General features: G+C 44.9%; 14 protein-coding genes and 1 pseudogene. 3 read left to right on the top strand and 12 right to left on the bottom strand.

The features are described from left to right. Positions 1-128 precede the first annotated feature (128 nt). The 3 genes from trpD to QUB16_RS27695 form a co-directional block, all read right to left on the bottom strand. A complete protein-coding gene (gene trpD, locus QUB16_RS27705) occupies positions 129-1,295 on the bottom strand; it encodes an anthranilate phosphoribosyltransferase (RefSeq protein ID WP_333321142.1) in 1,167 nt (388 codons plus the stop codon). After that, a complete protein-coding gene (locus QUB16_RS27700) occupies positions 1,288-2,478 on the bottom strand; it encodes a transposase (RefSeq protein ID WP_333321146.1) in 1,191 nt (396 codons plus the stop codon). Before QUB16_RS27700 ends, trpD begins: the two co-directional genes overlap by 8 nt. A 130-nt stretch (positions 2,479-2,608) precedes the next feature. Further along, on the bottom strand, positions 2,609-2,782 hold the full coding sequence (locus QUB16_RS27695; RefSeq protein WP_333321141.1) for a hypothetical protein: 174 nt from the start codon (positions 2,780-2,782) through the stop codon (positions 2,609-2,611). A 693-nt stretch (positions 2,783-3,475) separates the two neighbouring features. Between QUB16_RS27695 and QUB16_RS27690 the strand changes: the two genes are divergently transcribed. Continuing rightward, positions 3,476-6,457, top strand: coding sequence for a PAS domain S-box protein (locus QUB16_RS27690; RefSeq protein WP_333321139.1), 2,982 nt, complete (start codon positions 3,476-3,478; stop codon positions 6,455-6,457). Positions 6,458-6,740: 283 nt separating this feature from the next. Here QUB16_RS27690 and QUB16_RS27685 read toward each other — a convergent pair whose 3' ends face one another. From QUB16_RS27685 to QUB16_RS27665, 5 genes are all read right to left on the bottom strand, one after another. After that, positions 6,741-8,510, bottom strand: a complete 1,770-nt coding sequence (locus QUB16_RS27685) for an adenylate/guanylate cyclase domain-containing protein (protein WP_333321137.1) — start codon at positions 8,508-8,510, stop codon at positions 6,741-6,743. After that, positions 8,507-8,902, bottom strand: coding sequence for a response regulator (locus QUB16_RS27680; protein ID WP_333321135.1), 396 nt, complete (start codon positions 8,900-8,902; stop codon positions 8,507-8,509). Before QUB16_RS27680 ends, QUB16_RS27685 begins: the two co-directional genes overlap by 4 nt. A gap of 620 nt (positions 8,903-9,522) precedes the next feature. Further along, the gene (locus tag QUB16_RS27675; protein ID WP_333321134.1) at positions 9,523-15,195 is read right to left on the bottom strand and encodes an AAA family ATPase; all 5,673 of its coding nucleotides are present in this window, start codon (positions 15,193-15,195) and stop codon (positions 9,523-9,525) included. Positions 15,196-15,418: 223 nt separating this feature from the next. Next, positions 15,419-16,105, bottom strand: a complete 687-nt coding sequence (locus tag QUB16_RS27670) for a ribonuclease HII (protein ID WP_333321144.1) — start codon at positions 16,103-16,105, stop codon at positions 15,419-15,421. Position 16,106: 1 nt separating this feature from the next. Beyond that, positions 16,107-16,568 (bottom strand): hypothetical protein, encoded by a 462-nt coding sequence (locus QUB16_RS27665; protein ID WP_333321132.1) that lies wholly within the window; start codon positions 16,566-16,568, stop codon positions 16,107-16,109. A 56-nt stretch (positions 16,569-16,624) separates the two neighbouring features. Here QUB16_RS27665 and QUB16_RS27660 point away from each other — a divergent pair. Next, positions 16,625-17,177, top strand: a pseudogene (locus tag QUB16_RS27660) (transposase family protein); the annotation flags it as partial. Between the two features lie 102 nt (positions 17,178-17,279). Here QUB16_RS27660 and pstB read toward each other — a convergent pair. Genes pstB through QUB16_RS27640 form a run of 4 tightly spaced genes read right to left on the bottom strand, consistent with a single transcriptional unit; the run spans position 17,280 to position 20,886 of the window. Continuing rightward, the gene (pstB, locus tag QUB16_RS27655; RefSeq protein ID WP_333321130.1) at positions 17,280-18,098 is read right to left on the bottom strand and encodes a phosphate ABC transporter ATP-binding protein PstB; all 819 of its coding nucleotides are present in this window, start codon (positions 18,096-18,098) and stop codon (positions 17,280-17,282) included. A 50-nt stretch (positions 18,099-18,148) separates the two neighbouring features. Further along, a complete protein-coding gene (pstA, locus tag QUB16_RS27650; protein WP_333321128.1) occupies positions 18,149-19,084 on the bottom strand; it encodes a phosphate ABC transporter permease PstA in 936 nt (311 codons plus the stop codon). A gap of 52 nt (positions 19,085-19,136) precedes the next feature. Then, entirely contained in the window at positions 19,137-20,018 is an 882-nt protein-coding gene (pstC, locus tag QUB16_RS27645) for a phosphate ABC transporter permease subunit PstC (protein ID WP_333321127.1), read from the bottom strand. Then, on the bottom strand, positions 19,975-20,886 hold the full coding sequence (locus QUB16_RS27640) for a phosphate ABC transporter substrate-binding protein (protein WP_333321125.1): 912 nt from the start codon (positions 20,884-20,886) through the stop codon (positions 19,975-19,977). The genes pstC and QUB16_RS27640 overlap by 44 nt, the downstream gene beginning before the upstream one ends. A 627-nt stretch (positions 20,887-21,513) precedes the next feature. Here QUB16_RS27640 and QUB16_RS27635 point away from each other — a divergent pair. Then, positions 21,514-23,235 carry a multicopper oxidase family protein gene (locus tag QUB16_RS27635; RefSeq protein ID WP_333321123.1) on the top strand — a complete coding sequence of 574 codons (1,722 nt, stop codon included), beginning with the start codon at positions 21,514-21,516 and terminating at the stop codon, positions 23,233-23,235. Positions 23,236-23,334: the final 99 nt, after the last annotated feature.

The following is a 23,334-nucleotide window of genomic DNA, read 5'->3' as shown; positions in this document are numbered from 1 at the left end:
GACGCTCGCACTGTAAATGCAAAACTGAGATGCTCCCCATCCCACAAACTTGTGGAAGTTATTTAATTCTCATTCCTCAACTGCCAACTGCCAACTGTCAACTGCCAACTCCCAACTGACAACTGACTTCATTTCAAAAACTCAATCAACTGCTGCAACTTCAACCAAGATTCACCGCTAAATAAAATCTCCTTAGCCAGAGAAACTCCTGCGGCGTGAGAACCCATAGGAATTGCACCTCCCACCTGAAAAGCCAAAGACGCATTCAAAGCTACAACATCCATTTGTGCGGGCGTACCTTTGCCTTGCAAAATGTTCCGCAAAATCTCGGCGTTTTCCTGAACATTTCCGCCTTTTAACGAGCCGATCGCACTTGGTGTCAATCCTACCTTTTGGGGGTCTAAAGTAGTGAGTTCCACTTTGCCATCAGACAAAACCGCCAAATCAGTCACATCTCCCAAACCCGCCTCGTCCAATTTTTCTCTGCCGTGAACGACTACAGCTAACTCAGTCCCCAACTCGCCCAAAGCTTGAGCAATAGTTGATACCAGACTAGGATCGAACACCCCGATTATCTGCCCTGTAGGGCGCATAGGATTGACGAGGGGCCCTAATAGGTTAAAAATAGTCCGCACCTTCAAAGTGCGCCGGAGCGACGCTACAGCCTTAAGTGCGGGATGCCACCCAGGGGCAAATAAAAAGGTGATGCCCACGGAGTCTACCGCAGATCTCACCTTCGCGGGATCGGCGTTGAGGTTGACTCCCAGTGCTTCCAACACGTCAGCAGAACCCACTTTGCTCGATGCGGAGCGATTTCCGTGTTTCGCGACTCGAACTTTGCCGGCGGCGGCCACAAAAGCTACAGCAGTGGAAATGTTAAACGTGGAAGCGCCGTCGCCGCCTGTGCCGCAAGTATCAATTAATTTGAGATTGGAGATTGAGGAGTTGGGATTGACAACGCTCTGTGACTCGCCTGCAAGCGACTGAGAATGCAATACCTGAGCCATTCCTACCAATTCTTGGGCAGAGATACCTTTGGCTTGGATGGCCGCTAAAATTGCTCCTGAGAGGACGGGGGGAATAGCTTCTGCTAGCCATCCCTGCATTAAGTCGGCTGCTTGGGCGCGTGAGAGAGATTGTCTGTCTAATAGTTGTTGCAGGAGGGCTGGCCACACAGGAGAATCCGCCGTCTGGGTTGAAGCAGGGGATAACTCTGGCGTTGCTAGTAGAGGAGAATCTTTGACAACTCCCCTGCCTAAAGGCGAGGGGATTCTTGGTTCATGGGGACTACTCATGTAGCTTGCCCTCCCCAAAATTCACTGCGATGTGCCCCACCGCTGTATATCCACGCTGCAAAACCACTTGGGCGGCTGCAACATCTCGATTCGTTTCATAGCCACACTCAGGACATTTATGCACCCTTTGAGACAGTTCCTTTTTACCTGTATGGGTTTGGCACTTTGGGCAGGTCTGGCTAGTACCATGAGCATCTACCTTGGCGAAGTACACACCTCGCTTAAAGCAGATATGACTCAAAATGTTGAGAAACTGCCCAAACCCCGCATCTAGGGTATGCTTACACAGCATCCCGGCTGACATGGCTTTGAGATTCAAGTCCTCGGCAAAGACGGTCTCGGCTCCATCGCACAAATGATGAGCGGTCTTAAAGTGAAAATCTTTCCGAGAATTCGAGATGTACTCGTGGTGTTTGGCAATTTGATGGTGAAGCTGACGAAATTTCCTAGAGCCTTTCTTCTTCCGTTTCAGTTGACGTTGCAGCGATTTCAGCTTGCGTTGTCCACCCACAAAGAATCGAGGTCTATCAATCAATTCACCATCAGACGTTGCCAAAAAATGTTCTAGCCCTAAATCAATCCCCAATCCATGCCCTGATGCCGAGACTTGAGGCACTTCAACATCACATTGTAAAGTGAGCATGGCCCAGTAGCCAGATGCCCGTTTCACAACGCGAATTTGCTTGACCTCAAAGCCTTCAGGGATTGGGCGCGATAGGTGCATTTTGACGCTTCCAATCTTGGGCAAGTTGACCCAATGGATGCCATTAAAGCACTTAACAGATTCTAGATTCAATTGAGGAAACACAAATGAGCGCATCCGCTTTTTGAATCTAGGAAAGCCGTGCCCGCGATCCCACCTTGCTACAAACGCCGCCTCTAACTGGCGCAACACTTGCTGCAAGACATGGGTGTGAGGGAGCTTCAATTCGGGGATTGACTTCTTTGCCAATGCCAGTGTTTTGCACTGCCGGGCAAAGGTTGGACGAGGTGCATCGGCAGGGATGATGTATTCCTGTTTGATGCTGCACGAGTTGATATCACACTTGCGAGAATTGATCCAATCCTTCCGTTCCCGCAACGCAAAGTTATAGACCTTGCGACAGATGTTCAGCCACTGGTCGAATGTTTCGCGTTGCGCGTTGGTGGGAATGAGCTTGTACTCGTAGGTTAGATTCAACATACAACCATTATACAGCGACTCTGAATAAATAGGAGCTTCTTTATTCAGACTCCTCACTGAAGACATCTTCATTGAAAGTCCCCCTAGAAGGGGGAGGCTTGTACCCATTTCTCTGGTCATTTATTAATTTCTAGTCAAATTTAGCCCGATCGAGCTTTGCGGCAAAACCGAGAATCGATCGGGATTTTACCAGACTTGCCGACCACATTTTGCGCGATCGGCCCCAGATTTTTGCCCAAATGCCAGCACCGCTACAGAATTTTTCCGCCCGCAGCAGCAGAATATGAATTTTTTGATACAACAATTACCCTATTGTTGTGCCAACTTTACATACAAACCCCCGATCGTACAACTGCCAGCAGTCTGCTGTATTATTTATCAGCAATAATACTTAACAGTAACTCAGAGCACCCAAAGACCGATAAAAGTTTCCGACAGGAGTTGTGAAGAGCAAAAAATTTTAGACATTAGGAGAGCCCCAGATTCATCTGTGGAGTCAACTTTAATCTAAAATCTAAAATCTAAGATCGACTGACAGCAAGGACAGCGAGCATTTAGCTCTTGCAGGCGGGTTAGTTGCTTCGGGTAAGAGTCGATCGCACTCTCACCCAAATCCTAAAAATAGAGTCTTGCGGTTGTAGAAGTCGCTGCCTTTTATTATTGTAACAACATCCTTGCTACTAACTTATTTCAGGGTATTAAACTGCTAATATATTCAGGGAGATTTCAAGCAAGGAGCGGGTTTTGATCGAACACCTGCACCGCAGGTCGATCTATTGACCAATGCGATAGTGATAGCCAGTCAAGCATCAAATAAATACCGGATCGAGTAAACTTTATGCAGCAATAACTAATAACTAACAGCCCCGTATGACAGATGAATAAACACACTCGTATCCGGCTGCGAAACACCATCTTTAGCCTAAATAACGGCTCAAAATTAACAGGCGGTAGACCAAAAATATTCAACTCACACACAAGAGCAGGGTATTCACAAGTGGGAAATCAAAAATTAGGAAATAAAGCGATAGAATGCCTGAATGTCGCGGAGGCACTGCACCAAATGGAAGCAAAATATTATAGTATGTTTGAAAATGCTGTGTCTGGTATTTTTCAAACAACCCAATCCGGTCGCTACATCAGCGCTAACCCAGCTTTGGCTCGAATCTACGGATATAATTCCGCCGAGGAATTAATGGGGTGTCTGACTGATATCAGCCATCAGCTTTACGTCAATCCCGATCGCCGCGATCAGTTTGTTTATGCTTTGCAAGAACAGGGCATCGTATCGGATTTTGAGTCGCAGATTTATCGCCGAGACGGAACAATAATTTGGATCGCTGAAAATGCGCGGGCTGTCTGCGATGAAGCAGGTAAATTGCTCTACTACGAAGGTTTTGTAGAAGATATCACCCAGCGCAAGCAAGCAGAATCTGGACTTCGAGAAAGCGAAGAACGCCTGCGCTTAATAATTGAAGGCGTTAAGGATTACGCTATATTCATGTTAGATCCTGATGGGTATGTAGCTAGCTGGAATTCAGGTGCAGAACGCATTTTGGGATACAGAGCTCATGAAATAGTCGGCAATAATGCGGAGTGTTTTTTCACGAAAGAAGATATTGAAATCGGCAAGCCCCAAGAAAAATTAATCAGGGCGGTGGCCGAAGGTAGATACGAAAATGAAGGCTGGCGGCTTCGCAAAGACGGAACGCGATTTTGGGCAAATATTATTGTTACTCCTTTGCGCGATGAAAGGGGAAAGTTGCAGGGCTTTTCTCAAGTAATGCAGGATATTACTGAGCAAAAGCGGGCGGCTGAGGAAAAAATGCAGTTGATTGCTTCTTTGCAGGCGTCGGAAAAAAAGTTTCGCACTTTGTACGAATCGACGACTGATGCGGTAATGCTGCTAGACGAAGAGGGTTTTTTGGATTGCAATCCGGCTACTTTAAAGTTATTTGGATGCAGCGCTGAGTCGGAGTTTTGTGGCAAGCATCCTGCCGAATTTAGCCCGCCATTGCAACCGGACGGACAAGATTCTATGAGTCTTTCTCAAGAGCGAATTAATACGGCTCTGCGATCGGGAAATTGCCGCTTTGACTGGCGGCACTGCCGTTTGGATGGTTCTGAGTTTCCGGCGGAGGTGCTGCTAACTTCTATGGATATCGGTGGCAAAATAGGGGTGCAAGCCGTGGTGCGCGATATCACTTATCGAGTGCAGGCTGAGGAAGCGCTGAAGCAGGCTAATGAGGTATTGGAATGGCGGGTTAAAGAGCGGACAAGTCAGTTGGAAGAGGCTATTAAAAAGTTGAGCTTATCGGAAGAAAAGTTTTCTAAGGCTTTTCGCTCTAGTCCAGATCCGATGATTATTACTACTTTTGATGAGGGTCGTTTTATTGAAGTTAATGATAGTTTTCTGTCGATGACTGGTTACGATTTAGAAGAAACGACCTGGAATACAGTACCGGGGTTAAATATTTGGGTAAGGTCTGAAGACCGACTTAATTTTAGACAAATTTTGCACGAACAAGGTGTTGTTCGCAATCAGGAATGCGAGTTTCGGATGAAGTCGGGATCGGTGGTGGTGTGTTTGCTGTCAGCGGAATTGATTAATTTGGACGGCGAACTCTGTATGCTGGCGGTGATGACGGATATTACCGATCGCAAACACGCCGAAGAAGCCCTACGGGAAAGCCAGCGGGCCTTGGCGACGCTGATGAGCAATTTGCCGGGAATGGCCTACCGTTTTCGCAACGATGCCGATCGCAGTATGGAATTTGTCAGCGAAGGTTGCTATCAGTTAGCCGGCTATTCTCCTGAAGAATTTATCGGCACTCGGGAAGTTTCTATATCGGATTTGACTCACCCGGACGATCGCGAGAATTTGTGGAATGCCGTGCAAGTTGCCTTACAAGAAAACCGGCCCTATCAGCTAAATTACCGAATTACTACTAAAAATGGCGAATTAAAATGGGTTTGGGAGCAAGGTTTGGGAGTGTTTTCGGCCTCTGGAGAATTGATAGCTTTGGAAGGGTTAATTACTGATATTTCCGAGCAGAAACGCAGTGAAGAAGCTTTACTGCGATCGCAAACAGAGTTAACCAAACAAAAACTTCAACTCGAAAATACTTTGCACGAATTGCAGCAAACTCAAGCTCAATTGATTCACACTGAGAAAATGTCTACTCTCGGTCAAATGGTAGCCGGTGTTGCTCACGAAATTAACAATCCCGTTAGCAGCGTCTGCGGCAATCTCGTCCACGTCGGCCATTACACGGAAGATTTGCTGAATTTGCTCGATATGTACCAGAAGCACTGCCCGCAGCCGCCTGCAGCAATTCAAGATCAAATTAAGGATATCGAATTAGAGTTTCTGCTAGAAGATTTGCCGAAAGCGATGTCTTCGATGCAGGTTGGGGCCGATCGCATTCGGGAAATCGTGCGATCGCTCAGAAATTTCTCTCGCAAAGACGATTCTCAAATGAGCAAAGTTAACCTGCACGAAGGGATTGAAGGAACGTTGCTGATTCTGCAAAGTCGCCTGAAAGCCAGAGGCAACTATCCCGAAATTGCGGTAATTAAGGACTATGGAAATTTGCCTTTGGTTGAGTGTTATGCCGGGAAAATCAATCAGGTATTTATGAATTTGATCGGAAATGCGATCGACGCGATCGAGGAATACAACGAAGGGCGTTCAGTTGCCGAAGTCAAAGCTAACCGCAGCAAGATTAAAATTAGGACAGAAGTCCAAAACTCCAATGCTGTAATTAGGATTTCTGACAACGGCCCCGGTATGCCAGAAGAAGTTTCCCAACAGTTATTCGAGGCTTTTTTTACCACCAAACCCGCCGGCAAAGGCACCGGTTTGGGCCTGTCCATTTCCTACAAAGTTATCGAAGAACACGGTGGCAAACTTAGCTGCGTGTCTGCACTCGGCCACGGAGCCGAGTTTATCATAGAATTGCCGATCGAACAACCGTAGTCAGCAGTCATTAGTCATTAGTCATTAGTCAGTAGTCAGTAGTCAGTAGTCAGTAGTCAGTAGTCAGTAATCAGTAGTCATTAGTCATTAATCATTAGTCAGCAGTCAGCAGTCAGTAGTCATTAGTCATTAGTCATTAATCATTAATCATTAATCATTAGTCAGCAGTCAGTAGTCCTTGGTTATTACTAAAAATCACCAACTAACAACTGACAACTGTCAACTGTCAACTGTCAACTGTCAACTACCAACTGCCAACTACCAACTGCCAACTACCAACTAACTACTGACACCTTTCCCAATAAATTCGAGCCACCTTATCCCCCGGATTTTGCCCCAAACAATCCGCAAAAAGTCCCGCAGCTTCCCTAAAATTATTCATATTGTACAAAGACAAAGCCTCAGTAAATATTTCCCTAGTCCCTAACTTCCCCGCTTTAACTTCCGGCAAATCCGCATCAAAAACTTCATAAACAGTCACCCATTCAGACTTACCCTTAACCTGAACTTTATCAATTACCCGAATAGCATAATCAGCAGGATTTGTCAAGCGATCGAATGTCTGCTGAGTAATTAACAGCGACACCCCGTAATTCTTCGTCAAACTTTCAATCCGAGAAGCCAAATTAACCGCATCGCTAATCACAGTACCGTCCATCCGGCTTTTTCCGCCCACTATACCCAGAATCAAAGAACCAGTATTGATTCCCACCCCAATCTCAACTGGCACATAACCCACAGAAGCGCGATCTCGATTGTATTCAGCAAGAGTATGCAGCATCCCAATTCCCGCTTTCACAGCATCATCCGCCCCCTCGCTAAACAAAGCCATAATTGCATCGCCAATATATTTATCAATAAACCCCTGATTTTCCACAATCAGCGGTTCCATTCGACTCAGAAAAGAATTGATAAATTTGAAATTTTCTTCCGGTGTCATCTGTTCCGAAAGAGTAGTGAAATCGCGGATGTCAGAAAACAACACTGACATTTCCAACTCTACCGCTTCGCCCAATTTAATATCAACAATACTGTCACATCCCAAAAAAGCTAAAAACTGATTGGGTACAAAGCGACTTGTCGCCTCCGCAATTTCTAATTCTGCATCCAGTGAAAGTTCCAAATTGCAATTGACCTCAAAGAGCTCCTCGATGAACTTTTTGCGTTCTGCCTCAGCTTCTTTGCGTTCCGTGATATCTTGAATAGTGTGGATAGCATAAACAATATTTCCTTGTTGATCGTAGATGGGAGTAGCGAAGATTTCTAGGGGAATAATCTTGTCGCCTTGATGAAATTCTGCATCGTCAGCCGTAGCACTTTCCCCATTCAAGGCGCGCACGATGGGCAAATTCTCCGTAGGATACTTTTGATTTGTGCCTGCTTGATAGAGTTGATAAACCTCTGACAATTGCTTGGAACTGGTATCGGGCACAACTCCTTTACCAAATATCTCTTTTGCTTTCCGATTGATGTAGTAAGGTTTGCCGTCCGCATCCAGCACACCTACACCAATCGGCATTGCTTCCAAAAACTGTGTCAAGCGGTTTTCGCTTTCATGGAGTTTAGCAATGAGTACGGTTTGCTGGTTGTTTAACTCGGCCAACTCCTGATTTATTTGCTGGAGTTGGGCATTTTGTTCAGTCAGTTGTTTATCTTGAAGATAACTATTTAGCGCTTCTCTAACCGTCAATTTCAAGTCTTCAGCGTGCCAAGGTTTGGTAATATAACGATATAAGTTTGCAGAGTTGATAGCATTGGCGATCGCCCCAATATCTGCTTGTCCTGTCAGCATAATTTTTATAGTTTTAGGCGAAATTAGATGAGCCTGTTTCAACAGCTCATCTCCCTTCATATCAGGCATAATGTGGTCGGAAATAATTAAAGGAATTTCATCCCCATCCTCTAGCAATTCTTCAATTAACTCTAATGCCTCTTGCCCACCTTCAGCAATTTCGATTATATAATCATTGCCAACAGCCTCTTGCAGTTCTGCTTTGAGGCTCCTGAGTACAGTTTTTTCATCATCGACACAGATAATTACCTGTTGGCTCATAGTTTAGATAAACCAGATTTAATAGTTGCTAGCAAATCGGATTCCAACCAAGGTTTAGATAAGCAACAATGAAGGTTAGCCTGTTTTTTGGCTCGGTCAATTGCTACTTCATCAGCTTGACCTGTTAGCATAATTTTAATAACCTTGGGGTATTCCCTGTGAATTTGAATCAGCAACTCATCTCCCCTGATACCGGGCATTAACCAATCAGAAATAATCACAATAACGCTAATTCCCTCGTCGTTGAGGTCATTAATTACATCTAAAGCCTCCTCAGCATCCTCAGCCCCTTCATAGATGTAGGCATCCCCAAATGCTGCTGCTAGCTGCGTCCTGAGACTGTCTAACACCATTCTCTCGTCGTCAACGCACAAAATAACTGGTTTAGACATCTATTTTTTCTCCTTTTTAATTGTTATTAGTAGCAAAAGTAGTCAAAGTAGTAAAGTGTATTAGTAGGCTCCATCTTATTTTAAGATGTCACAAGTCAACGGCTCGCCAAATCCTCTCCCCCTCCCCAGTCGCCGAAACCAAGAAACTTATCTGCGTAGCAGCTTAGCTGAGCATAACGCATCGTACTGCTGTTTTACATCTGTTTCCCGTGGAATCCAAGTTATTGGCATCATAACGCTTTAACTTTTAAAATCCTCCCAGTTGGGTAGATTGCAGGCTGGGTGTAACTGACATCTTGCACCATTCTCGCTTAACAGGCTTTTCGGCCTGTTCCACAAGAGATAAATTTTTTTTGTGGAACAGGCCGAAAAGCCTGTTCATAAAAGGTTTATTGACAATGGTGCAAGATGTGAGGTGTAACCAAGCAAAATCCGACCTACTTACTACCTTATATCGTTTGCGAGGTTTGACCAGGAATTTCAAAGGTGGTACCCGCCACGTGATTTATCGGTGGAATCAATCCCAAATCGAAAATCGAAAATCACTTATTGCCCCCGCATTTATCTCGCGCAAGTCAATCTAAAATCTAAAATCTAAAATCTAAAATCGATTGACCTGCTTATACAGCGATGATTGGCAGAAAAACATTAAATGTAGTTTTGCCCGGAATTGATTCCACTTCAATTTTTCCCTGATGCTTGTCCACAATCTTCTTGACAATATCTAGTCCCAATCCGCTGCCTTCTCCTGCAGGCTTAGTAGTAAAAAACGGGTCAAATATTTTCCCTTTTATCTCTTCTGGTATCCCTTGGCCGCTGTCGCTAATGCTAATCTTAGCCTGGTCATCTTGAGCCGTTAACTCAATTGTTAGCGTGCCTCGATAATCCATTGCTTGCAAAGCATTGTGAATTAAATTCGTCCAAACTTGATTGAGTTCGTCGGGATAGCACAGTAGCGGCGGCATTTCGGCATAGTTTTTGATGACCTCAACTCCCTGTTTGAGGAGATTTTGATACAGGGTTAAGATTGTTTCAATACCTTCTGTAATACTGGCTGCTGTTTTTTCGCCCGACTGTTCGTAGCGGGCATAAGTTTTTAAGGCAAAAACTACTTTTGATGCTCTGTCTGTGGCGGTGTTGATAGTAGCGAGGCCTCTTTTTAATTCTGAAAGTTTGTAGGCGATTTCCAAGAGATGTAAACTATCGGATCTTTGCAACAAAGGGACAAAGGCATCTATTTCATTATAAACGCCCATGATCACTAGGCGATCGGCTACGGTATCGCCATTTTCAATTCCTAATTCTTCCAGTTGGCCTCTCAAAGCTCTCTTCAATTTGCGTTCTTCTTTTGTTGATAAGCTTGTTTCTTGTTGGATGGAACGCTGAAGTAATGCTAAGAAATTCTGCCCTTCTTCTGGGGATAGAGTTTGAAAAAGTGCGGGCAAATCTTCTAGGGTTTGATTCAAGAATTTGGCAACATTTCCGGCTGAGGAACGAATCGCACCCAGGGGAGTGTTAACTTCGTGAGCAACTCCGGCCACAAGTTGTCCTAAAGCTGCCATTTTTTCTGATTGAATCAATCCTTCTTGGGTGGCTTCGAGATTGCTTAAAGCTTGTGATAATTCTTGGGTGCGTTCTTCGACTTTGGCTTCTAAGTTGGCATAGAGTTGGGCATTTTCTATGGAGATGGCAGCTTGGGAGGCTAAGATTTTTAAGACTGCTATTCTGTCAGGAGTAAAGGCATTTGTAACGAGAGTATTTTCTAAGTAAAGAATGGCGATCGCCTTTCCTTGATGTTGAATCGGCAGACACAAAACCGACTTGGGTTGATTCTGGATGATATAAGAGTCAGCAGCAAAGGTAGCCTCAGTCGTCGCATCATTAATTACCAAAGTTTCTTGGGTGCGGGAGACATAGTTAATAATCGCGATCGGAATTTCGTTAGAGTCAACAACGGGACTTGAGTGCAGGTTGCACGATTTACCGATCGCACATTGAGCTGCGACGAAGAAAGAATCTCTTTCTATCAAAATCATAGATCCTTTTTCTGCACCCGCATTCTCAATCATCACTTGCATCAAAGTAGAGAGCAATTTATCGAGGTTGATTTCTCCTGAAAGTGATTGAGATGCTTTGATTACTGTTGCCAAGTCCAGAACTTGTGAAACACCTGAACTGGTACTGGCAACAGTTTCCGCAATCATTTTGGCAAGTGTCTGACCTCTTTTTAAGCTCGTTTTAGGGTGAAAAATAGGCGCAAGTAATTGGAGATAGCGCTTTTCTAAATCCTCAACTTTTGCCTGGGCGCCCCAGCGTGCATAGGCGTAGTAAGCATCAGTTAGGTAGACTTGGGCAATTTTTTCTTTTCCCCAGGCTAAATAGAATTTTGCTGCCAGCTCATTGCTAAGTGCTTCTTCGTTAATGTACTGATTTTCTTTAGCGAGTTTAATAGCGCGATCGTAATAATCCATCGCCTCCATATTTTGACCTAAAACTCGATGTCGTTCTGCTTCCACTAAATACCATTTATGCAAATAATTCATGGGAGCATTTTGCGCCCACTGTTGCAGCGTGGTTTGATGGGTTTCCACCAGGGCAAGAATGGAAGCTTGCTCGGTTTCTGGCTGTGTGGGAAAAAGTGCCAGGTGGGTGAGGGCGGCATAAAAATGGAAAATGGGAACAAAAACCGATCCCGATACTCCCATCAAATACTGTTTGACTTGGGTAATGTTGTCTAGGGCAGCCGTGTAATTGCCATAGCAGTAAGCAAGCAGCAGTTTGAAGATGCAGGCACAGGCGATCGCCGTGAATTCATTATCCTGATAGTGCTTGGGAATCATCACCGTTTCATCGTAGGCGGAGCCTATTAACAAATCCGGCCGAATACGGGTTTCCCTCAAGTTCTGCAGCGTCTGCTGAACCATATCCAAATAAATCTGAGCAGAATATTGTTTCAACTGCGCCATAACAGCCCTGTAACCTGCTATTTCTGGTTCCCAAGTGTCTAGTTCTACCCCAGCGAATAAATGCGTATAAAAATAAATATATATGTTGTAGCCAGCGTCTACAAAGTCGCCAGTTTCCATGCCAGCCGTAAAGCCATCTTTCAGCGTCGGTATCGTTGCCAAAAGAGATTCTTGATGATGCTGAATCCAGCCACCAAATAAAAGTAGAACTGTGGGCTTGAGTTCGGACACATTCAACCTATCGAGTAATGAAAGTGCCAATTTCCCAAAGCCATAGCCCGTTTCCACCTCTTGTAAAAAGGCACACAACACCATCCCGTGCATCGCATAACCCACAGTCGATGCGGGTGCATTCCCAAAAGAGAGCGATAAACTCACCATCGTTGAGCTAAGCAGGGGCAGTAAACCGGGCATTCCCTGGAAAATGGGTGGAAACAACATACCAGACAGTTGCATAGCTGCCTGAGTCTGTGGATTTGTCATCACAGGTAGGTCAACCAATTCCTCAATCTTTCTGCCGCCGAGGAGGGGCGCAAGGGCTTGTAGCGCTTTGCCAATCAAGGCTTCATCTGGTTCGGCAGGGAGTTCAATCCCCAATTGTAAGAGTGCCTCTCTTGCTACGGCGATCGTTTCTAACACCTTGCTCTGGGCTGTCTGAGCTGCAATTTTAATTTCGTAAATTTTAACTCGATCTAAAATTGTTTGGGCTTCTTGCAAAACCAGTGCTGCCATCTGTTCCATACCCTCAATGTCAGCATTCAAATAGGCAGCTTCAGCGGCAGCAATATAGAGATTCAGGGTCAATTCATACTGAACAAGCCAGCAGTTTGCCCTCAAGAGTTCAATCCCTGTTTGCAGATAAATATTTGCCGCAGCATAAGCAGTTGAAGCTTTAGCTTTACGTCCGGCAATTAAATTTAATTGAGCTAGTCGATCTTGCTCAGTCTGAGAGTCAATTAACTCCACCCCCATATTCAACTGGTTGACAATATCAAAAATTTTCTCTTGTATTTCTGCTTCCGTAGGGGCGGTGCCCCCGTGCCCGCCCTTCCTCAATAGCAGTTGCCCAATTTCGAGATGGGTTGACTGTTTCTGGGATTCGGGAATCAGAAAATAGGCTGCTTGCTGCACTCGGTCATGTAAAAACTTGTAGGGAACCGATAACTCCGACGCTTGTGCAACTTCAACTGATTCCGAGTCCTGAAAAAACTTGTAAACTTCAGTAATCGGAATAACTAACCCTTCTTGCAACGCTTTCCACAAATGGGCCGCTGTCTCACTCTGAGATTTTTTATGAACAATGGCCAGGGTTGCTAAGTCAAATTGGTTGCCAATACAAGCTGCAAGTTTCAGAACATTCTGGGTATCTATGGGCAAGTTTTGCAACTGAATCGCCATAAACTCGACCACATCATCGGTAAAAGCTAGCGTCCTAACTTGGGAAATATCGCATTGCCAACCCCCCCTTGCTTCCCTTTGCCAAGGGGGGAGTGGGGGGGTTAAATCAAACTTGATTAACCCATTTTTATTAAGAAACTTGAGAAATTGAGTAGCAAAAAAAGGATTCCCTTTGGTCTTGGTAAAAATTAGTTCTGTCAGAGGAATTGCCCTTTCAGTTGGACAGGAAAGAGTATCGGCAATCAGGCTATTCAGGGAAGTTTGGTCTAGGGGTGCTAAAGTAATTTGGTTGACTGTTGCCGAGTTTTTGCGAATCTCATCCAAGGTCAGGATCAGTGGGTGTGCGGGAAAAACTTCATTATCCCGATACGCTCCCATTAACAACACATAGCGGGTATTCGTCTCGCTCATCAACAATTGCATTAGCTTCAATGAAGCCGAGTCTGCCCACTGCAAATCATCCAAAAAAATTACTAAAGGATGCTCTTTTGTTGCGAACACTCGGATGAAGTTTTGAAATAATAAATTGAAGCGATTTTTAGCGGCTGTCCCCTCTAGTTGGGTGACTTTTTTCTGCTTGCCAATCAGGTGTTCTAATTCAGGAATGACATCAATAATGACTTGACCGTTTTCACCCAAAGCCTCCAATATTTTGACTTTCGCTTTCTGCACCTGGGCCGTACTTTCGGTGAGTAATTGCCGCATCAAATTCTGGAATGCTTGTACCCATGCAGAAAAGGGAATATCACGCTTGAATTGGTCAAATTTTCCTTTGATAAAGTAACCCCGTTGGCGGACAATGGGTTTGTGAACTTCATTCACTACAACGGTTTTACCAATGCCGGAGAAGCCAGCCACTAGCATGATTTCGACTCTCCCTTGCTCCCCGTTGGTAAGGGCGGGGCGACTGATGCGATCGAAGGCTTCTAATAGCGTCTTAACTTCAGTTTCTCTACCGTAGAGTTTTTCGGGAATGACGAAGCGATCGCAAATATCTCTATTCCCCAAGGCAAACTGGCTAATCTTGCTATTTTCTTCCCATTGCTGCCAACAGTTTTCTAAGTCGTATCGCAGTCCAACAGCACTTTGATAGCGTAACTCTGGAGTTTTCTCCATCAATTTCATAATGATATTATTCACCATCAACCCAATAGCTGGAACCCGATTTATTGGGGGAGTGGGAATCTTGGCAATATGACAGTGAACTAACTCCATTGGATCGGTAGAGTTAAAAGGTAATTGCCCTGTCAGTAGTTGGTAAAACGTGACTCCCAGCGAGTAAAAGTCTGTGCGGTAGTCGATACCCCGATTCATTCGTCCCGTCTGTTCTGGGGACATATAAGCTAGGGTTCCTTCTAAGACGTTTGGATTTTGGATTTGTTGGTTTTCTCTGGGTAAAAGAGAGGAAATGCTGAAGTCAATTAATTTAACTTCTTTAGTTTTAGGGTTAATGATAATATTCTGGGGCTTGATATCTTTGTGAATAATTCGGTTGTGATATAATCCTTCTAGGGTTTGGACAATCTGAATCGCGATGGGCATGAATTCATCTAGCGGTAGGGGCGAAGTATGGGGGGAGGAAACCTCAAAATTACTTGATAGGCGATCGCCCAAATTCTTCGCTTCAGCATTAGCAGTATATTCAGCAAGGGAAACACCGCCAACATCCTCCATTACCAGAGCAAAAGCATGGCGGTAGTTTAAGAGTGCAATGGGTTTGACAATTCCCGGAAGGTCAAGATTTTTGGTAATGGTGTACTGATTCCGCAAATGCACCAGTTCGCCCACAGTTGGATACTCGCTCAATAGCAGTTTGATAATTACTTTTTGGTTTGACTCAGAAACTCCTCGATAAACCTGTGTTCTAGAGCCATTGTAGATTTGCTCAATGATGCGATAGCCGGGAATTGTTAACAAATTATTAGTCATGCTGAAGAGGTTAAATAAAGATTCTATAGATGCTACCAGAGCCTGAAAATGATAAATTGATAAATTTGGCAATAGACTCAGACAACTCTATTGCTTAGCTCGTTTTCCTAACAAGTGATACACATTGTTCAGCCTGCACTAGCTGAATTTTTTAATCGCAAATTCTTGGTTTTTCAAATTTTATATAATTGCGCTGGCATTAGCTAAATTTTTCACGGTTATTTTAAGATTTTCGACATGGGCTAAATGATAATCGGTGAAAAGCCGATCGCCCGCAGCGTTCCAAAGCCAATTTATGTTTAGCCGTACCGTATCCCTTGTTATTTGTCAAGTCATATTCAGGATACTTAACAGCCAAACGTACTATTAATTCATCGCGCCAAACTTTCGCCACAATACTAGCAGCAGCAATCTGAATCGATCGCGCATCACCCTTAATCATCGTCTCTTGCTCGAGCGACAAATTGGGAATCCTTTGATTCCCGTCAACCAAACACAAATCCGGCGTCACCTTCAACTTCAAAATCGCCCGTTTCATCGCCAACAAAGAAGCCTGCAAAATATTCAAACGATCGATCTCCCGCACCGAAGCCGCACCAATTTGACAGTCAACAGCCACAGCCCGGATTTTCACAGCTAAGCGACTCCGGGCTGCGGCACTCAACTGCTTGCTATCTCGCACCCCGCAACTTGCTAATTCATCGAGAACTTCGTCGGGCAAAATGCAGGCTGCAGCCACCACCGGCCCGAACAAAGCGCCTCGTCCGACTTCATCCACACCTGCAATTACCCGAGTGTTCGAGCCAGAGGGGGAAAGGGGAAGATGGAAAGATGGGAATAGAGTAAAAATTTCTACTTCTTCCTTCTTCCCTCGAACCTCGGACTTCTTCCTTCTTCCCTCGGACTTCATATCACTCATCCAAAACCGCTGACGAGCGGCGCCGCCGTCGTCGGTTGATAGCAGGCTCCTCGGGTTCGCTGGGTTCGATCGGCCCCGAAAGTTCGATCGCCTGATAGGATTCGAGCGGCTCCGAGAGTTCGATCGCCTGATAGGATTCGAGCGGCTCATAGGATTCGAGCGGCTCATAGGATTCGTCCATCACATCGCTGGGTTCCTCCATCCGATCGAAATCATCAGTTTGGTCGATCGAACTCTCGCCATAAATTTGGGCCTCATCATCCTCAGAAAATACAGGCTCAACTACCGACCTTTCTGGATAATAATCCCGTTCCTGTGCATTCTCTGCAGGCGCCGTCGGTTCAAATTCAAATTCGAGCTGCTCGAAAGGCGGCTTGTTCGGGGCCGCACCCGGGAGAGTCACCGAAACGATCGCATTCTTAGGATTTTTCACGCTGCGATCAGTAAGCACCAAAGGAGAAACCCCCATCAGAGCATAAACATCCTGCTCCTCCAATGAAAACGGGAAAGTTTGGTATTCCTGGGAAAAAAGCATGGTTCAAAGGTTTTGGGCATCCAGAAGTGGTGGTAATGGATGTCACAGAAACAGCTATCGAACGAAAAAAACAAACAGAAAAACTACTATTCATTCAAGAAAAAATACCACAGCCTAAAAATGCAAGTGGTCATTAATCAAGAAACTAAAGAGATTATTTGCCTAAATTTTGGCTGGGGGCATTGCCAGGATTTCAGCTTGTTTAAAAAAAGCAATGTTCATTTCCATCCTGAGACCGATAGTTTACAAGATAGTGGCTATCAAGGGATAAAAGACGATCGCTCTCATAGCTCGACTCCTAAAAAGAAACCTAAAAATGGGAATCTTTCTCTTTGAGAAAAAGACTACAATCGAGCTTTAGCCCAGGATCCAATAGTGATTGAACATATTAATAGGAGTCTAAAAGTTTTCAAAATTTTGTCAAGTCGTTATCGAAATCGTCGCCGCCGTTATGGTCTCCGCTGTAATTTGTTGTCAGCACTTTACAATTATGAGTTAGCTCTAAGGTCGAAAATTCAAAAGCTTTAATTATAACATAGATTTTTTTTACAAGAGGTCTATTCTTTGCCTCAAGGAACCGAGCGATCGCACTCCTAGGCAGGGGGAACCGATCGCTCCTTAGGAACTTTTCTACCCTCGGCTACCGCTGATATAGGCTTCTGTAGTAGGTTGCTGAGGATTTTCAAAGATTTGTTTAGCCGAACCCGCTTCAATCAGTCTGCCGCTGCCATCTTTGACCCAGAACAGAGCGACATAATCAGCAATTCGTCGAGCCTGAGCCAGGTTGTGGGTAACAATTAAAATTGTGTATTTTCCTCGCAAACTTACAATTAAGTCTTCCACAATACCCGTAGTGATAGGGTCGAGAGCGCTGCAAGGTTCGTCCATTAACAGAATCTCTGGCTGCAATGCTAGGGTTCTAGCAATACATAAGCGCTGCTTTTGACCCCCAGAAAGGCGAAGTGCCGGAGACTTCAGCCGGTCTTTCACTTCATCCCACAAACCTACATCTACCAGAACCTGTTCAACAATTTCATCGATTTTCTGGCGATCTTTGACTCCATGCTCCCTTAGTGGAAAAGCGATATTTTTCCAAATAGAGAGGGGGAAAGGATTGGGTTTTTGGAAGATGGTGCCCACCCGACGGCGAAGCGCAACTGTATCCGTTTTAGGATGGAGAATATCTAAGTCCTCCAGCCGGACTTGACCGCATATTTTACAGTTGGGAATCAAGTCAGTCAAGCGATTGAGGCACGACAAAAAGCTAGTCTTCCCACATCCAGAAGGACCAATAAGTGCAGTAATACAACCTTTGGGAATGGAGAGCGTCACGTCTTGCAGGGCAAGCTTAGAGTTGTAGTATAGGCTCAACCGCTCAGTGTACAGGCAAGGTAAAGGCAAATCATTTTCAGAAGGAGAAGAAATCAATTCTGTTTCTGATGAAGGCATATCCATAAGCGAGTCGCGATCAAAATGCCAAGACTTGGTGCAAGCAGATATCAATTTTCAATCCTACTATGGAGCCAGTGCTCTCCTATCCAAATAGCAGCGCCATTAGTCACTAATAGTAGAATCATCAATACCACAACTGAGGCATAAGCACTGCTATCTCCACCAGAAACATTCATCGATAAGCTGTATATGTGCAGGGATAGAGTACGACCAGAATCCAGCAGGGATTCTGGCATCCGCTCAACGTAACCACTCGTATACATCAGAGCAGCAGTTTCAGCGATCGCCCGTCCGATACCCAAAATCAACCCAGCAGCTAAACTAGGAAATGCTGCGGGCAATAAGAGGTTTACGAGGGTTGTGGTGCGTGAGAGTCCCAAAGAGGCAGCTCCCAAGCGGTATTCATGGGGAACAGACCGCAGCCCTTCTTCTACAGAACGGATCAGAATGGGCAGCACCATGCAAGCCAGGGTTAAGCCTCCCGAAAGAATCGAAAATCCAAGTCCCAGCGTCACACAGAAAAAGGCATTACCGAATAAACCGAAAACAATAGATGGAACACTGGCTAGCATATCCAAACTGCGTCGCACCAACCGTCCAAACCAGTTATTCAATACAGTAAATTCAGCCAACAATATCGCTGTTCCCAACCCCAGGGGTACGGCAACTACCAGACAAACGCTCAAAAGCAGCGCTGTCGAAACGAGAATTGAGGCAATGCCACCTTGGCGACCTGCCTCTTCGGGCTCTTTCGTCAGGAATTCCCAGGACAACTGTCCGGCACCATGCCAAACAATATCAACTGAGATCCAGAGGAAAACTGCGGTGACAGAAATTGCAACTGTCCAAACAAGCAAACTAAGTAGGATGTCTGCATAGGCAATCTTTTGGCTTCGTGCCATGAGGTCAGATTTTGTTGTCGCCGGACGGAGGGCGACGCCTGCTGGATTGTTCTGAGTTGGAGGGATATTGTGTTTTGACATTTGGCTAAAACATCCTTCTTAACTGTGAATTCAGATGCAAGATTCTCAAAACCTAGTTGTGATAAATTTCCTCTTGTGCGATCGTCTCTGCCAGTAGCACTAAAACAAGGTTTACCCCCATCAACAGCAGCCCGCAAACAAACAAAGCCGAGCGGTGATCTCCCAAAGCAAAATCCATTTCTAGAGCAATGTTTGCAGGTAGAGTCCGAATCGGCTCGAATACACTGCTAGGAATTTGAACAATGTTGCCACAAACCATCAAAACGATGATGGTTTCTCCTATAGCCCGACCCGTTCCCAGGATGATACTTGTGAACAATCCCGATCGCGCAGCAGGTAGAACAATCTCCCTGATGGTTCCCCAGCGAGATAATGAAAGAGCCACTGCACCTTGCAAATACTCTTGAGGTACTCCAGCTAAACTGGCATCAGCAATTAAGGCAATTGTCGGTGTAATCAGGAGCGCTAGCAACAAAATACCAGCTAGCAAGCTAGTTCCTGGCGGGTGCAAGCGATTAATCAGCGGAACCAGTACCACTAATCCCCAAAAACCGTAGACAACACCGGGAATTCCTGACATGATCTCCAGCAATCGTCGATAGAGATTGGCAACCGGTTTGGGGGCGTAGTAGTGGCAAAACAAAGCTGACAAAATCCCTATAGGAGCAGCTAGTAGAACCGCACCCGCTACAACTAGCAGCGTACTCATAAGCATCGGTGTGAGACTATAAAGCCCTTCTAGGGGATTCCAAGAAGTGTCCCTCAAGAATGGGAGGACGCCAACTTTCCGGAACACCGGCAGGGACTCCAGAACCAAGAATCCGATAATAAACAGGACAATTGTTCCTACAATCGCTGCAATACCCCGCAAGCTCCAGATAAGTAACCGATCAACGTTTTGCGGGAATGAAGTTTTCTTTGCGGAAGATGTCATAGTTTTCCTTAGCCTGAGCAAAATCGATGAATTGCTTGGTCAATTCCGTAGGTTGTCCCTTTGTCACTAAGTTAAGCGATCGCTGCCAGGGGAAACTGTTATCCGCAACAGCAGCACTTGTTGCTTTAACACCATCGAGAGTGAGAAGTTTCACCTTCACACCTTGCTGAATGCTTTGTTCTGTAGAACCAATAGAAACATAGCCGATCGTGTTCGGATTTCCAGCCACTGTTTTAATCCCCTGCTGGTCATCCCCAACGACAACATCAGCTTTAACCGCTTTATTGTCAATGCCAAAATAGTGCAAAAATAGCGTCAGTGTAGAACGTCCCTCTGCCTTGTGTACGAGGGTTATAGGAGCATCTTTACCGCCTAAGTCTTTCCAATTCTTGGTTTTCCCAGTATAAACAGCAACAACCTGTTTGCTGACAATCTTATCTAAGGGGTTGTCTGCATGAACAATTATGCTAATTCCATCACGACCAATGAGAAAGACCTGCATCCCTTTTTGCTCTTCTTCAGTTAGAGCCTCCGAAACCATACCGATGTGGGCCAATCCTTGACGTGCATCTGTCAACCCCCGCGCCGAACCGCCTGTATGGACATCTATGCGAGTACCAGGATGCTGTTTTTCAAACCGTTTACCCAGTTCTGAAACCAAAGGGGCGATCGTACTGGCTCCGGTAATAATCAACTTTTGCTGCTTCAATCCAGCTTTGGGTTGTTCGGCACAGCTCTGCAGACAGAGAATTACACCGATCGCTAAACCTAGCGTTACTCTAAGACTCATCGGCATACCTATTTGGCAGTTATTTCTGGAGTTCAAGAACATTCTCATTAGTCTACCAGCTTCATCTTCTCCCTTCATAAGAAATTTCCTCAAAAAATTTAACTTTTTTAACCGCAATTTAAAAATTTATTGTTCGGCTTGATTATAGGCTTCATCGTACTTTCTTTGGGAAAAGTAGAAAAAGTAGGAAAAAGTTTGTAAAGTAATAAAAATATTTAGAACTTCACCCTTGTGCTGAAAACCGAAATATGCTTCAGTCACAAACTGTGTCTTAGGGATAGCTTAGTTGAGGGGAATATCCAGAAACTGTGAAGTTTTATTGCTAGTTATAGAAATAGAATCCATTTTTTGGATAATGAATTCTGTATGACAAAGCCTCATAGCTCTCCCGTTTTTGGCAGAGGTAAGCCAATCTGATTTTTGGGTAAGCGTTACCAGAAACGACTTTAAGCTCAATTTTTTCAGGAAGCTATCAACGAAACAGGAGTTTTCCAATCTCAGGGGTCGTCCCAACATAAGGCCGCCATTTTAAACCTAGGGAAAGTAATCCTATCTTTAGTCCGTGAGTTAGCGACTAGCGACTAGGGACACAAGCTTGAGATTCACGCACGAAGGACTTATTCTTATACCACCCCTAAGTGCGGGAGAGCCAGCGTCATAGTCATCATTATTTGGAAATAGAAAGTATCTGGAGATAATTAGAGTATGAGCCTGACTAGACGAGAACTCATTCAATACGGGTTGAGCGCGGCGAGTGGAGCGATCCTACTACCCCTACAATTTCCCAATAAAGCTTTAGCTGACGTTACATCAGCTAGCGCTACATCTGGTACAACTACTCCTTGGCAAGACTTTACAACCCCCCTAACCTTTCCAGATGTTCTTGAGCCTTACAAATCCGATGACGAATTTGATTACTATGAAATTGTTATGAGCAAGGGATGCCAACCATTCGCAAACGACCCCAAAGAATATGAGTTTTGGGGTTACAATGGTAGGTTCCCTGGTCCTACAATCAAGAAAAAAGCGTATCGGCAAGTAAAGGTTGATTTCGTGAATCAGTTAGGCCAAACCCAGATTGATTGGCAGGGGTGCTTTCAAAAGGATATGGAAGAAGAAGACATTAGAGCAGCAATACATAATCACGGCATGCCTTCCTTACCCCAGTACGATGGCTTTGCTGAAGACTATATTCTGCCCGATCAGTTCAAGACCTATATATATCCCAACAACCGCGCTGCTACATATTGGTATCACGACCATCAAGCTGGCAGAACTATGCGTAATGTGGGAATGGGGCTGGCAGGTATGTGGATTGTGCAAGACAAGACAGAGTTCGATCTCAATCTACCTCAGGGTAAATACGATGTACCGCTAATTTTTCAGACTCCCCCTTTCACCTGGATACAAGGCCAGGAAATCCCAACCCCTCCTGGGCAACCCAAATGCCCTCCTCCTCGTAGTTATACCCCTCCTACTTTAATCAATGGTGTTCACGAACCTCGGTTGCAGGTGGACACTCATAAGTACCGCTTCCGGTTATTAAATGCAACAGCCAATCAAATTTATACCCTTGTACTGGTTTCCTATGACCAAAGCAAAAACCAATCCGTAGATGAATCCATCATTGTAATTGGCACTGATAGTGGACTTAGAAACTCTGCAGTATTAACCGAAACCCTAGGATTTGTGATGGCAGATCGCTATGAAATTATTATCGACTTTAGCCGCCGCCAAATCGGCAGTAGGATGGCGCTGGTGGAGAGATTTGAGGGAGTAGATACGCCGCTCATCTGCTTTGAGGTTTCTCAACAAGTCAAGGATGAAAGCGAGCTTCCCTTGCTACTACGCCCTTATCGACCTGTGGATCCCGACATAGCTTCTCCAAACCATAGCCCAGACAAGGAATTTACTTTTTATTTCGATGGCACAGGTCCTTGTGATGAGTCGGGTCAGGCCGGAACGATCAACCACTACTTGTGGGATAAGGACCACATTGAAACCTCTCCAGGATTAAACACTTGGCAGAAGTGGCGTTTAACCAACCCTCTCGACACACCAGTTCATCCTATTCATATTCATTTACTCGACTTTCAGATCGTCCGCCGTACTAATAACGGTGTAGAAGTGGATCTCCCTCTCTATGAGGACAAGTCTTGGAAAGATGTCTTCAACCTCGGACCTAACGAAACCATAGACATTGTTGGTCAGTTTGGACCTCATGTAGGTAAATACATGATGCACTGCCATAACTTGGATCACGAAGACTGCGATATGATGACTAACTTTGAAGTGGTCGATCCAACAGGTGAGGAAATACCTACAGACCCACTTGCCGTACCAGCGCAGCAGTTGCCACCAATTTATGTGCCCAAAAACGCAAGTTATCAGCCATACTCAACCCAGCTAACGCCCCCCTTCTCATAATTATGTTCCGACAGGTATAAATCATTAGTGACAAGTTAAGGTGAGGGGTAAATTGTCAAGGGGGTATTTACATTGGTTAAAAAATAGATAAAACTCAGA

It is taken from the genome of Microcoleus sp. D3_18a_C4 (genome assembly GCF_036702415.1).
Lineage (GTDB): Bacteria > Cyanobacteriota > Cyanobacteriia > Cyanobacteriales > Microcoleaceae > Microcoleus.
Note: the sequence above shows the minus strand (reverse complement) of the source record. Positions and strands in the feature narration are given on the sequence as shown.

Coding starts and splice junctions, on each gene's coding strand:
- trpD (WP_333321142.1), bottom strand. CDS start 1,295: ATGAGTAGTCCCCATGAACCAAGAATCCCCTCGCCTTTAGGCAGGGGA.
- QUB16_RS27700 (WP_333321146.1), bottom strand. CDS start 2,478: ATGTTGAATCTAACCTACGAGTACAAGCTCATTCCCACCAACGCGCAA.
- QUB16_RS27685 (WP_333321137.1), bottom strand. CDS start 8,510: ATGAGCCAACAGGTAATTATCTGTGTCGATGATGAAAAAACTGTACTC.
- QUB16_RS27680 (WP_333321135.1), bottom strand. CDS start 8,902: ATGTCTAAACCAGTTATTTTGTGCGTTGACGACGAGAGAATGGTGTTA.
- QUB16_RS27675 (WP_333321134.1), bottom strand. CDS start 15,195: ATGACTAATAATTTGTTAACAATTCCCGGCTATCGCATCATTGAGCAA.
- QUB16_RS27670 (WP_333321144.1), bottom strand. CDS start 16,105: ATGAAGTCCGAGGGAAGAAGGAAGAAGTCCGAGGTTCGAGGGAAGAAG.
- pstB (WP_333321130.1), bottom strand. CDS start 18,098: ATGCCTTCATCAGAAACAGAATTGATTTCTTCTCCTTCTGAAAATGAT.
- pstA (WP_333321128.1), bottom strand. CDS start 19,084: ATGTCAAAACACAATATCCCTCCAACTCAGAACAATCCAGCAGGCGTC.
- pstC (WP_333321127.1), bottom strand. CDS start 20,018: ATGACATCTTCCGCAAAGAAAACTTCATTCCCGCAAAACGTTGATCGG.
- QUB16_RS27640 (WP_333321125.1), bottom strand. CDS start 20,886: ATGAAGGGAGAAGATGAAGCTGGTAGACTAATGAGAATGTTCTTGAAC.
- QUB16_RS27635 (WP_333321123.1), top strand. CDS start 21,514: ATGAGCCTGACTAGACGAGAACTCATTCAATACGGGTTGAGCGCGGCG.